The sequence below is a fragment of the Mycobacterium sp. 23 genome (assembly GCF_048287075.1).
GTDB classification, from domain to species: domain Bacteria; phylum Actinomycetota; class Actinomycetes; order Mycobacteriales; family Mycobacteriaceae; genus Mycobacterium; species Mycobacterium gordonae_B.
Map to the genome: position 1 here is coordinate 6957051 of NZ_JBLVUX010000005.1, position 12291 is coordinate 6969341.

A 12291-nucleotide genomic window follows, 5' to 3' on the forward strand; every position below is an offset into this window, starting at 1 on the left:
GGGCAGCTGCGCCTCGTCGTGATGCCAGCGCTGTGGCCTGCGACTTAGTTCCGGCGCCGGTCGTGGGTGCATGCATGCGTGGCGGCGGACGGAGGGCGGAGCGCAGGGAGCGGCGCGGACGGGAGCGCCAGCGGACGGGAGCAGAGCGAGCGTAGCGAAGCCTGCTGGTGGCCGCCGGTTCCTGCGGGTCGCGGGTGTCCAGGATCTGCGCCATCAGCCGCGACGGGGCTGCGGCATGGTGCTGGGGCTCGTAGGCTGGCGGTTGTGAGCGTAGTTTTGGCGCAGCGTGCACGGCGCGAGGCCGAGGCGCGGCTGGCTGAGCAGCCGCGGCGGTTGGCGCATGTCCGGGGGGTCGCGACGACTGCCGAGCGGTTGAGCCGGCGTTTCGATGCTCAAACGGCGGACTGTCTGGTCGCGGCGGGGTGGTTGCACGATATCGGTTACGCACCGTCGGTGCGCCGGACCGGTTTTCATCCCCTTGATGGAGCGGAGTTCGTGCGATCGGCGGGTTTCGGGGAGCTGGTCGCTTCCTTGGTGGCCTTTCATACCGGAGCGCACGCGGAGGCTGCCGAGCGGGGCTTGTCGGGTTTGTCCGCGTTCAGCGATCCGCCCAGCAATGTCCTTGATGCGTTGACTTTTTGCGATCTGACGACTGGACCTGACGGGGCGCCGATATCACCGCGAGATCGACTACGCGACGTGTTGGCGCGTTATGGATCCGAGGACCCGGTGCACCGGGCGGTCGACGCGGGCCGCGACGAATTGTTGGCGGCGGTCCGGCGAGTACGCGACTGGCTGTAGCCCAGCGGTCAGCCGAGGTAGGGGCTGTCGCGGCGTTGCAGGTAGTGCTCGACGCGCAGTCGCATCGACGGATGCATATCCAGGCCAGCGATGTCGTCGGGGGCAGTCCAGGCGATGTCGGTGCTTTCGTGGTCGATGGCGAGGGTCCCGCCGAGCACCGTGGTGGCGAACAGTAGCGAGAATTGTTGGCGCACTTCGCCATCGGTGAACGCGACCACGTGGTGGGGGTTGGTGTAGACACCGACCAGACCCGTGACTTCGACGTCGAGCCCGGTTTCTTCTTTGACTTCCCGCACGGCGGTGTCGGCGATGGTTTCGCCGATGTCGTGTCCGCCGCCGGGTAACGCCCACAGGGTGTTGTCGCGGCGTTTGATCAGCAGAATACGACCTTGTTCGTCGGTGACGATGGCCGAGGCGGACGGAACGACACTGTTGGGCGCCGGGGCGTTGGGGTCATTGTAGTAGTCGGTGCGCATCGGGGGTCAGCCTTTCGCGGTCAGCGGTCTGGCGCGGTTCCAGACCTGGGTGAAAGCGTCTTCGAGGGTGGTCCAGAGCCTTGGCTCATGGTGACGTGACAGAACCAGCACAGGGTTGTTGCGCCCGGGTGAGCCGTAGATGTGGAAGTTGACAATCATGGCGTCATCGACCCGAAAGATCGACGTGTAGAGCGCGGTGTCGTGGGTGCGAATGTCCAGCCCCGGGGTACAAGCGTGAGGGGCGAGCAACTCCACCGACGTGCGGCAGCGGGCGATGACAGCCTCGCCGATCCCTTCCTCCTCACCGCGCAAGATCGTGGTCGCAGTGTCGGGATCCCCGACGAGAAACCGCACCGACACACCGCGGGCGGCGGCGGCGAGCAGGGTGTCGAGGAATCCGTCGAGGGTGTCGAACAGGAACGTGGCCGCGAGCACGAGGATGTCGATGCCGGTGGTGGCGTCGGCGAAATGCTGCTGCCACGTCGTGATCGGCAGCTGAGTACGGCTGGCATACAGGGTCGCGGTGAATGGCCCACCCGCAGACGCTGTTGTCACTGCACGGGGGGTAGCGGCCGGGTACTGCTTGGGCCACAGGTCATGCGGAGTGCAGTCGAGCACCTCGCTGGCGCTGCGGGCGTTGTGTTCGCGAATTCTGTAGTCGCTATCGGCCAGCCAGCGTCGCACCGACTTGATATCGACACCCACCGCGGTGGCGAACCGCTGCGAGGACAGACCTTTGGCCTGTAGCCGCTGCGCGAGGCGATCGTTGGGAGTGATGGCGGCCTCGGTGCCGTCCTGCTCGTCCATCGTGTCAGCGCACATCTTCCCGTGTCGTCCGTATCCATCCTTCAGCGCGTGGTGTCTAGTTTGCCATGCGATTGCCGCCACCCTGCGGCGATAGTGTCGGTGTGATGTCCGTGGGTATGTCCGGCCGTGTCCGAAATGCCCGTGGATGTGTCGGAAATGTCGGCACATGTCTCTCGCAACGTCCGTGATGTCCACGTGAACTGAATCCAGCGCCGGACCGGCGTCAACATCTCACGAAAGGACTAGTAGGACAATGCGTTTGAGAATCGATACGTCTGGAACTCGTTTTATCGTCACCCGCGCTCCGGAGCCACGGCTGAACTTCGAAACCGGCGCCCCGAAAGTCGACACCGCCACCGGGATGCCGATGTACGCCACCCAGGTCCTCGCGCTGGATGACTCCGGCGGCGAAGTACTCAATGTCACCGTGGCAGGAGACCCCAAAGTTACAGTCACGCAGTCTATTTCGGTGGTTGGTCTGGTGGCCATCCCGTGGGCCCAAGGTGATCGCAGCGGGGTGGCGTTCCGCGCTGATGCCCTCACCCCCGCCACCGCCAGTGGTGCTGCGCCGAGTGAGCAGACACGCCCGCAGAAGTAACCCCAAGCGGGTGTGGGGTGCGGTGAACCGATCACCGCACCCCGCCACCCCGGGCATTGCTGTTGACCACACGCTCACGGAGGGCATCTCTCATGACATCGAACAATAAGAACACCACCAACAGTGGATCAGGCGATGACGACTGGTTCGGAGAACTGGTCATGTCGCTGTTCACCGCAGCCGGGTATGTGCTCTGGTGGGCGGTGCTGTTCCCGGCGATCAACGTGCCCATCATCGCCAGCCTCGTGCTTGCCATCAGCCACGGCCCACGCGTGGGCCTGATCTGCGCGATCGTGTGCAGTGCCGGGTATGCGGGCTGGGCCTGGCTCCAACCGGGGTCATTTCGCGCCTGGGTGACCGAACCGGTACGGCGGCGCTGGCTCACGTGGTCGCGCTACACCCGCACCTGGGAATCGACCTGCACCTTGCACGGCCTGACGGCCACACTCGGCGGCCGCACCCTCACTCCCACCCTGCGCACGGTGACAATCGGTAAAACCACCGATGTGCTGGCGGTGCGCATCGTCACCGGCCAGTCCGTGGCAGATTGGCATAAACAGTCCGACGCGCTGGCCGCCGCGTGGCGCGCCGACCGCATCAGCATCACCGCCACCTCGCCTGGCGAACTGCGCATCACTTTAATGCGGGCAGACGTGCTCGCTGAACCGATCGTCCTGCCCATGCCCGCCCCGGCAACCCCGGTGGACCTGGCGCTGGTGCGGGTCGGGATCACCGAAACGCGGCATTGGTGGCAAGTGCCGCTGCTCGGTCACCATGTGCTGATCGCCGGGGCAACCGGCGCAGGTAAAGGCTCAGTGCTGTGGTCGTTGATCGCCGGCATCGCCCCCGCGGTGAAGACCGGACTGGTGCGGTTATGTGTCATCGACCCCAAAGGTGGCATGGAACTCGGTGCCGGAGCACCCCTGTTCACCGTGTTCACCCACGACGCCACCGACACCACCCTGGAGCTGCTACGCCAGCTCGTCACGGTGATGCACGCCCGGGCGAATCGTCTGCGCGGCCACACCCGACTACACACTCCCACGACGTCGGAGCCGTTGTTCGTGGTAGTGATCGATGAAATCGCAGCACTGAGTGCGTATGTGACCGACCGCAAGGTCCGCACCGAAATCGAACAACTCCTGGGCCTCCTGCTCTCGCAAGGCCGCGCAGTCGGCATCAGCGTCGTCGCCGCGGTGCAAGACCCCGCCAAAGACACCCTGCCGTTAAGGCAGCTGTTCACGGTGCGGATCGGGTTGCGCCTGACTGAAGCCACCCAAACCACTATGGTCCTGGGACAGGGAGCACGCGATGCCGGCGCCGAATGTGACCGCATCCCCGACGCGACACCGGGTGTTGGCTACATGATGGTTGACGGCACCGCCTACGCCCAGCGGGTGCGGGCCTTCCACGTCACCGACCACGACATCACCGCGCTGGCCACTCGGTTCCGCCGACCCCCGAGCCGACCGAACAAGACCCACCATCCACACAACACCGATACCGGGCACACCGTGGGTGAGGGCAGCGGTGAATAGCTCCATGACATCGGCGCAGCTTGCCCTGCCGGGTGTTCCGGATACAGTTGATACCACCCGAGTGGTCGAGCAGATGGTGCGCCGGGCCGCGTCGATGGGATACCAATCCTGGTGGCGACGAGCAGAATCCGTCGGATTCTGCGCTCACCCCATCCAGCTGATCGGTACCGATGAGTACGGGCGTCAGCGGGTGGTGTGGACGCGGTGCAACAACCGTCGCGCCCACATTTGCCCGTCGTGTTCAGATCTCTACGCCCGCGACACCTGGCAACTCGTGCACGCCGGCGCTGCGGGAGGCCACCACGGCATGCCCACCGCGGTGGGCGATCATCCGCAAGTTTTCCTCACCCTGACTGCCCCCAGCTTCGGGGCCGTCCACACCGCCACGACGTCGGGGGACAAGAAAGCGCAGGTATGCCGAGACCAGCACCGGATCGGCGGCTACCGCCGCTGCCCGCATGGAAAACAATTGTGGTGCAGCATGTCCCATGATCATGGCGACGAGCGGGTCGGTCAGCCGCTCTGTCCGGAGTGCTACGACTATGCCGGGCATGTCCTGTTCGCCTGGCATCTTCCCGAACTGTGGCGACGCTTCACCATCACCATGCGGCGCACCCTCCGCAAAGAACTGAAAGCCACCGGTGTGGATCCGGATGCGGTGCGGGTGAGCTTCATCAAAATCGTCGAACTGCAAGCCCGCGCCATCCCACACATCCACGCCCTGATCCGCCTGGACCCCCAAGACGACCCCGATCAGACCGATTGGGAATCACCCATCGGTGCAGTCGAACTCGCCACCATCATCCAACACGCCGCCCGCACCGTCACGCTCACCATCGACGATCCGACCGCTGATACCGATGCGCGGACGATGCGTTTCGGCACACAGATCGACACCCAACCCCTCGCCGCATCCGCAAAACCAGTGAAAAGTGCTCCACCAGAACCAGAACCAGAACCAGGGTCAGGCTCAGGACGGTCCATGTCTGGCCGGCTGGTGGCACGCTATCTCGCCAAGTATGTCACCAAATCCTTGGTAGACCTCGGAATCAGCGCGCGCCGCCTATCTACGGAAGCCATACCCGACCTGGACGTGTCAGAGCATGTGCGGACCATCCTGACCACCATCAGCGATCTCGCGGACAAAGGACTGTCCGGCATCGGGCGGTGGTTGCACACCCTCGGATTCCGCGGCCACATCACCAGCAAATCCCGCCGTTATTCCACTACCATGACCGTGCTGCGCGAACAGCGCGCCATTTGGACGCGTGAAGAACGCTTGAAAAGCACTGCATACCAATACGATCCCAACTGTGACTTCGCCGGTCGCGATGATCTGGTGGCGTGGGAGTTCGAACGTGCCGGCCTCGGCAGCCTCGGCGATCGCAGTCTCGTCTATTCCGCGGCCCTCCAACGCATCCACTCCCGCCTCATCGGACTGGTAGAAGCACGTCGCCAAGCCCACAACGAACAATGGGATCCGCTAGGGGCAAGCGATGGCTGAAAGATGCCCGACTACGACACATGCTCGCTCCGAGTGTGACGTTCGAGTCGATGCTCCGAACATGTCAGAGGGAGGTGTTGAAATTGACCTGCCGAACCGGTATCGGCTCCCGCGCGAGGCCAACCGCGCGCTGGTAAACGTCATACTGGCTATGCGGGACCGGACGCCTAGATCAGGGAGGGGAGTGGCATGAGCCTCAGGTTCGCCTTCTATGGCCGAGTGAGTACCGAGGACGCCCAAGATCCGGAGGCGAGCCGCAGCTGGCAGAAACGTCGTGCCATCGATCTGATCAGTCCGCATGGCGGCGTCCTCGCCGCCGACTACTTCGATATAGGCCAGAGCCGGTCGCTTCCCTGGAAACGCAGGCCGGAGGCTTCACGTCTGCTCGCAGATGTCACTTCTCGTGGCCGTGGCTTCGATGCCGTCGTGATCGGGGAACCTGCTCGCGCGTTCTACGGACCGCAATTTGCGCTCACCTTCCCGGTGCTCACGCACTACGGGGTCGGCCTATGGGTGCCTGAAGTTGGCGGAGCGGTTGATCCCGGATCCGAGGCACACGACCTCGTGATGACGCTCTTTGGCGGAATGAGCAAGGGAGAACGTGCGCGAATCCAGATGCGCGTGCGTACCGCGATGTCGGCACTCGCGCAGGACACAACCAGATACCTCGGCGGTCGCCCACCGTACGGTTATCAACTCGTCGATGCCGGCCCGCACCCAAACCCCGCCAAGGCAAGTCTTGGGCAGCGTCTTCACCGCCTGGAGCCTGACCCCGAGACCGCCCCGACCGTCGAGCGGATCTATCGCATGTATGCCGATGGTGCTGGCTTGCGCTTCATCGCACAGCAGCTCACCGACGATGGAGTGCCATCACCGAGCCAATACGACCCGGCACGGAACCGGCATCGTGACCCACGTGGATGGTCCCATTCGGCGATCCGCGCCATTCTCGACAACCCTGCGTACCGCGGTATCCGTGTCTGGGGCAAGCAGGAGAAGTATGAGGTCCTTTTGAACCCCGATGATGTCGCCGCGGGATATGAGACTCGCATGCGGTGGCGCGATCGGGCCGACTGGATCGCACCCGATCGACGCACGCACGAAGAGCTGATCCCTGATGAGCTGGCGCAGGCTGTTCGTCTCCGGATGCAGGCGCGGCGTGGTCCCGGTCGCGTGTGCAGCAGAGAATCGACAGTGCCGTATGCGCTGCGTGGGCTGCTGTTCTGCGCCGCATGTGGACGGCGAATGCAGGGCGCCGCCCGGCCGGGGAAGCAAACAACGCGGATCCTCTACCGTTGTGAGTTCGGCAAGTCACGTTCTGTACCTGTGGACCTGAGTGATCATCCGCGCACCGTCTATCTCCGCGAAGACGCAGTGACAGCGCGACTCGACGAATGGATCGCCACTCTGGCCGATCCAGAAGACCTCGCACGCGGGCAAGACGTGGACCCGGCGGCCGGACCTGGCTACGCCGCCTTGCAGCGCCAGCTGAGCGAGGCGAATGCCAAAGTGGCTGCCTTGATCACCGCCGTGGAGTCTGGCGTGGCCGTTGAGGATCTAACTGCTGCGTTGCGTCAACGTACCGCCGAGCGCGACGAGCTGAGGGCACGCGTTGAGCGAGTGGAGCGGCCCCGCGCCATGTGTGCCGCCGAGATCAGTGAGTTAGTTAAGGAGTTAGGCGGACTGTCGGTCATCCTCGGCGCGGCAACCGGAGCTGAGCGCGCCGAGGTGTACGCAAGCTTGGGCCTGCGTCTCGACTACGACCCGCATCTTCGGCGAGTCACGGCGACTGCCGACCTGAGTCGTGTCGCCGGATGTGTCCGAGGGGGGACTTGAACCCCCACGCCCATTAGTAGGGCACTAGCACCTCAAGCTAGCGCGTCTGCCATTCCGCCACTCGGACTCGACCAACCACATGAGTTGGCAGCTAAGGCTATCGGATCGATTCCCGTCGGCCCAATCGGCCTCGCGCGGGAACCGGCCGCTGCGCGTCACCGCCATCTCGCAGGCGTGGTAGGAAAGGTGACTGTGACCGGTGCGAGCGCGGCTGAACCCAACAACCCATTCAATCCGGCAGACGACGTGGCCGAAACCGTGAGCCGGCTGATCCGGTTCGACACCAGTAACACCGGCGAACTCGAGACCACCAAGGGCGAGGCCGAGTGCGCGCAGTGGATCGCCGAGCAGCTCGCCGAAGTCGGTTACGAGACCGAGTACGTCGAGTCCGGCGCCCCCGGCCGCGGCAACGTCTTCGCCCGCCTCGCCGGCGCGGACCGTACCCGCGGCGCCCTGATGATTCACGGACACCTCGACGTGGTCCCGGCCGAACCCGCCGACTGGAGTGTGCACCCGTTCTCCGGCGCGATCGAGGACGGCTACGTGTGGGGCCGCGGCGCCGTCGACATGAAGGACATGGTCGGGATGACGCTGGTGCTGGCCCGGCATTTCAAGCGAACCGGCATCGTGCCACCGCGGGACCTGGTCTTCGCCTTCGTCGCCGACGAGGAACACGGTGGCAAGTACGGGGCGCAGTGGCTGGTCGACAACCGGCCGGATCTGTTCGACGGCGTCACCGAAGCGATCGGCGAGGTCGGCGGCTTCTCACTGACGGTGCCGCGCCGCGACGGCGGAGAGCGGCGGCTGTACCTGATCGAGACCGCCGAGAAGGGCATCCAGTGGATGCGGCTGACCGCGCGCGGACGCGCGGGGCACGGCTCGATGGTGCACGACAACAATGCGGTCACCGCCGTTGCCGAGGCAGTGGCCAGGCTCGGCCGTCATCAGTTCCCGCTGGTGGTCACCGACACCGTCGCCCAGTTCCTGGCCGCCGTCAGCGAGGAGACCGGCCTGCCGTTCGACGTCGACTCACCGGACCTCGACGGGATGATCGACAAACTCGGCCCGATGGCGCGGATGCTCAAGGCCGTTCTGCACGACACCGCGAACCCGACGATGCTCAAGGCGGGTTACAAGGCCAACGTGGTACCGGCCACGGCCGAAGCGGTGATCGACTGCCGCGTGCTCCCCGGCCGTCTGGCGGCGTTCGAAGCCGAGGTGGACGCGCTGCTCGGACCCGACGTGCAACGGGAATGGATCCGGAGCCTGAGCTCGTATGAGACCTCGTTCGACGGCGAGCTGGTGGACGCGATGAACGCCGCCGTACTGGCCCTGGACCCGGGTGCCCGCACCGTGCCCTACATGCTGTCCGGTGGCACCGACGCAAAGTCGTTCATGCGCCTGGGAATTCGGTGCTTCGGCTTCAGCCCGCTGCGGCTGCCGCCGGACCTGGACTTCACATCGCTGTTCCATGGCGTCGACGAGCGGGTACCCATCGACGCGCTGAGGTTCGGCACCGAAGTGCTGGCGCACTTTCTCACTCACTGCTGATGACACGAGAGGACTGACCATGACAGTGCCCAACCCCTACGACGCGCTGCCCGACCTGCCGTCGTTCACCCTGACCTCGGAGTCGGTCACAGACGGACAACCCCTGTCCAACTCGCAGGTCAGCGGAATCATGGGCGCCGGGGGCGAGGACGTCAGCCCGCAGCTGAGCTGGTCGGGCTTCCCGGCCGAGACGCGCAGCTTCGCTGTCACCGTCTATGACCCCGACGCCCCGACGGCATCCGGATTCTGGCACTGGGCGGTGGCCAATCTGCCCGCCGACGTCACCGAGCTGGCGGCCGGCGCCGGCGACGGCAGCGAGTTGCCCGGTGGCGCGCTCACCCTGGCCAACGACGCCGGGCAGCGCCGCTACATCGGGGCCGCACCGCCCCCGGGCCACGGTGCGCACCGCTATTACATCGCCGTGCATGCGGTCGATGTCGACAAACTGGATCTGCCGGAGGACGCCACGCCCGCCTACCTGGGCTTCAACCTGTTTCAGCACGCGATCGCCCGGGCGGTCATCCACGCGACATACGAGCAGACGTAAGCCACCAACCCGTGCGCGCGTGCGTGCTCGTCCTGCCCGGCGGCAAGGTGCGCAGTGAGGAGCCGTCGCGCTGGTGGCAGCCGGCCAACCTCCGGATGATGTTGCTGGCACGCGCCCTGCGGCGCCGGCTCGGGTCGGAGGGCGTGGTGCGACGGGTCCAGTACCGGTTGCGGGGATGGAACAGCCCGCGGCGGGATCCGGTGCTCGATGCCGACGCCGCGCTGCGCGCCTGCCGGCGGGAGTGGCAGCCGGAAATCGTTGTGCTGGTTGGGCATTCGATGGGTGGGCGGGTGGCCGCGCAGCTCGCGGCCCAGGGAGGCATCGCTGCGGTGGTGGCCCTGGCACCGTGGTGGGCGGGGGACAAGGGCGATCTGATTCCGCAGGGCACCCGGCTACTGGTACTGCACGGCACCGCTGACACCAGGACGGACCCCCGCGTTTCCTACGAACAGACACGGCGGGCCGGCCGGCGCGGGCTGGACGCCGAGTGGGTGGGTGTCGCGGGTGCGGGACATGCCATGGTTCGCCACTGGCGTCAATGGCACGGCCGCACGGCCGATTTCGTCGCCGATTCGGTAGCCGGAAATCATCGCCACGGACGGTCTGGGCAGCAACAATGAGGAGGCGCCCGTCCGTGCCCGTCGGCGGCTGGGCGGGGACCGAGGAGCTTCGTCGAGAGCGCATGGAGTGCCGATGACCACCACCGACCGCGTCACCGTCGTCGTAGCCGACGATCACCCGGTAATGCGACAAGGCGTCGTGCGGGCGCTCAAGGCCAGCGGCCGGGTCGACGTGGTCGCGCAGGTCGGCGACGGGCGTGCGGCATTGGACGCCATCAGGAAGTTCCGGCCGACGGTCGCACTTCTCGACTACAAGATGCCGGGCCTGGACGGCCTCGAGGTGACCCACGCGATCGCCCGCGACGGCGTGCCCACCAGCGTGGTGCTGCTGACGGCTTTCGATGACAGTCCAGTCGTCTTCAAGGCTCTGGCCGAGGGAGCATCGGGTTTTCTGACGAAGGAATCGGACGCCGACGAGATCGTGAACGCCGTGCTCCGGTGTGCCGGCGGGGAGTCGTACCTACCGGCCGGGGTGGCGGGTGGCCTGGCCGGGGAAGTCAGACGGCGCGGCAGGGGAGCGACCACCTCGCTGACCGAGCGGGAGACCCAGGTGATCACGATGATGGCCGACGGCATGTCGGTGCCGCAGATCGCCGAGCGACTTCATCTGGCGCGCAGCACAATCAAGACGCACGTGCAGACCCTCTACGAGAAACTCGGCGTTTCCGACCGTGGTGCCGCCGTCGCAGAGGCGATGCGGCGTCGATTGCTGGAATAGGCGGTCAGGCGGACACCCGTTCCGGCGCGACACTGGCCCGCAGCGGTAGTTCCACCCGCAGGTGCGCGCCGCCGGGTTCGTCGAGGACTGTCAGAGCTCCGCCGGCGGCCTGAACCCGCGCCCGGTGCGAGGCCAGACCGATGTGCCCCTCGGCGAAACGGCGGGCGGCGATGTCGCTGGCGATCCCGATCCCGTCGTCCACCACGTCGACGCGCGCGACGCCACTGTGCACGGCCAGTTTGACCGTCGCCGAACTGGCCTGCGAATGACGGGCCACATTGGACACCAGTTCACGGATGACCCCGAACAGGATCGGGTCGACCGGATCGGGGTCCGGGTAGTCGATGTCGGTCGAGATCGCGATGCCGGAGCGGGCCGCGGCAACCGAGACCAGCTTGTCCACCGCCGCAGCCAGACCCACCTGTTCCAGCAGTGCCGGGTGCAATTCAAAGGTGGCTTCGCGCAGCAACTGTGACGCTTCCCGCAGACTGTCCAGGGCCTCTTCCAGCGGCGCGTCCGGGGCGACCTTGAGGAACCCGGCGAGGTCACGACGGGCCGCCAGCACGTCCTGCAGCGGTCCGTCGTGGATGAACTCCGAGATCTGGCGACGCTCGGACTGCGAGGCGGTCATCGTCTGAGCCAGCAACTCTTCCCGGGAGGTCGTGAGCAGGGCCATCTCGTCGACGTTGCGCAGTCGGAAGATGACCATCAAAAATGCTGTGGCACAAACGAACCCGTACATCATCACGATCAGCGCCACTTCCCAGGCGCCGACCCGCGGCATGATCACCGGGTCCTGCAGCAGCGACGCGGTGAACACCGCGAGGCTGGCGGCCAATACGGCTCCGGCGCGCCGCAGCGACAACTCGGCGGCCACCAGGCGCGGCAACAGAGCCATGATCAGCAGCGGCATGTAGCCGCCGGGCGACAGCAATTTGAAACCGAAGACGGTGGCGACGTCGGCCAGGCCCAGTGTCATCAAGGCGGTGTCGTCTTCGAAATGATGAGGACCGAGGAATGCGACCAACAGCGCGGCCACGGTGACCACGCCGTACATGCTCAGCAACACCGCCTTGGCCGGCAGCCGGGCGGGATCGCCGGCGATCAGCATCGCGACGATCATGATGACGAGAACACCGACACGAAGCAGTGATGAGCCCTGTAATGACCGCAACCGCTGTCTGCGCAGGACCTGCTCGATATCTGGGCTTCTCATGGGGTCACCTAACGTAGCCGCGCACACTGCCTTTGCGAAATGTACAACGGCCTGGCGCCAATTCGCTCCGGTGAAACCC

The 12291-nt window shown here is 65.8% G+C and carries 12 protein-coding genes and 1 tRNA gene; 9 read left to right on the forward strand and 4 right to left on the reverse strand.

What is annotated here, in order from left to right; translation table 11 throughout:
- Nucleotides 1–264 precede the first annotated feature (264 nt).
- Nucleotides 265–801, forward strand: coding sequence for an HD domain-containing protein (locus ACNQS7_RS32855; protein WP_005110615.1), 537 nt, complete (start codon nt 265–267; stop codon nt 799–801).
- 8 nt (nt 802–809) lie between these two features.
- On the opposite strand, the gene ACNQS7_RS32860 is transcribed toward ACNQS7_RS32855, so the two are convergent.
- Complete coding sequence (locus ACNQS7_RS32860; protein WP_005110618.1) at nt 810–1277, reverse strand: NUDIX hydrolase; 468 nt, start codon at nt 1275–1277, stop codon at nt 810–812.
- Nucleotides 1278–1283: 6 nt separating this feature from the next.
- Complete coding sequence (locus ACNQS7_RS32865; protein ID WP_011560562.1) at nt 1284–2084, reverse strand: hypothetical protein; 801 nt, start codon at nt 2082–2084, stop codon at nt 1284–1286.
- 253 nt (nt 2085–2337) lie between these two features.
- Between ACNQS7_RS32865 and ACNQS7_RS32870 the strand changes: the two genes are divergently transcribed.
- From ACNQS7_RS32870 to ACNQS7_RS32885, 4 genes are all read left to right on the forward strand, one after another.
- The gene (locus tag ACNQS7_RS32870) at nt 2338–2682 is read left to right on the forward strand and encodes a hypothetical protein (RefSeq protein WP_011560561.1); all 345 of its coding nucleotides are present in this window, start codon (nt 2338–2340) and stop codon (nt 2680–2682) included.
- A 92-nt stretch (nt 2683–2774) separates the two neighbouring features.
- Nucleotides 2775–4220 (forward strand): FtsK/SpoIIIE domain-containing protein, encoded by a 1446-nt coding sequence (locus ACNQS7_RS32875; RefSeq protein ID WP_011560560.1) that lies wholly within the window; start codon nt 2775–2777, stop codon nt 4218–4220.
- 4 nt (nt 4221–4224) lie between these two features.
- The gene (locus ACNQS7_RS32880) at nt 4225–5724 is read left to right on the forward strand and encodes a replication initiator (RefSeq protein ID WP_011560559.1); all 1500 of its coding nucleotides are present in this window, start codon (nt 4225–4227) and stop codon (nt 5722–5724) included.
- 189 nt (nt 5725–5913) lie between these two features.
- The gene (locus ACNQS7_RS32885; protein ID WP_011560558.1) at nt 5914–7560 is read left to right on the forward strand and encodes a recombinase family protein; all 1647 of its coding nucleotides are present in this window, start codon (nt 5914–5916) and stop codon (nt 7558–7560) included.
- Here the strand turns inward: ACNQS7_RS32885 and ACNQS7_RS32890 are convergent.
- Nucleotides 7542–7627 (reverse strand) — tRNA-Leu (locus tag ACNQS7_RS32890). The two genes, ACNQS7_RS32885 and ACNQS7_RS32890, sit on opposite strands and share 19 nt — an antisense overlap.
- A 125-nt stretch (nt 7628–7752) precedes the next feature.
- Here ACNQS7_RS32890 and ACNQS7_RS32895 point away from each other — a divergent pair.
- From ACNQS7_RS32895 to ACNQS7_RS32910, 4 genes are all read left to right on the forward strand, one after another.
- Nucleotides 7753–9111 (forward strand): M20/M25/M40 family metallo-hydrolase, encoded by a 1359-nt coding sequence (locus tag ACNQS7_RS32895; RefSeq protein ID WP_418015804.1) that lies wholly within the window; start codon nt 7753–7755, stop codon nt 9109–9111.
- 19 nt (nt 9112–9130) lie between these two features.
- Nucleotides 9131–9658 (forward strand): YbhB/YbcL family Raf kinase inhibitor-like protein, encoded by a 528-nt coding sequence (locus ACNQS7_RS32900; RefSeq protein ID WP_418015805.1) that lies wholly within the window; start codon nt 9131–9133, stop codon nt 9656–9658.
- An 11-nt stretch (nt 9659–9669) separates the two neighbouring features.
- Nucleotides 9670–10278 (forward strand): alpha/beta hydrolase, encoded by a 609-nt coding sequence (locus ACNQS7_RS32905; protein WP_418015806.1) that lies wholly within the window; start codon nt 9670–9672, stop codon nt 10276–10278.
- A 73-nt stretch (nt 10279–10351) separates the two neighbouring features.
- Nucleotides 10352–10996 carry a response regulator gene (locus ACNQS7_RS32910; protein WP_418015807.1) on the forward strand — a complete coding sequence of 215 codons (645 nt, stop codon included), beginning with the start codon at nt 10352–10354 and terminating at the stop codon, nt 10994–10996.
- A 4-nt stretch (nt 10997–11000) separates the two neighbouring features.
- On the opposite strand, the gene ACNQS7_RS32915 is transcribed toward ACNQS7_RS32910, so the two are convergent.
- Entirely contained in the window at nt 11001–12212 is a 1212-nt protein-coding gene (locus ACNQS7_RS32915; protein WP_418015808.1) for a sensor histidine kinase, read from the reverse strand.
- Between the last annotated feature and the right edge of the window lie 79 nt (nt 12213–12291).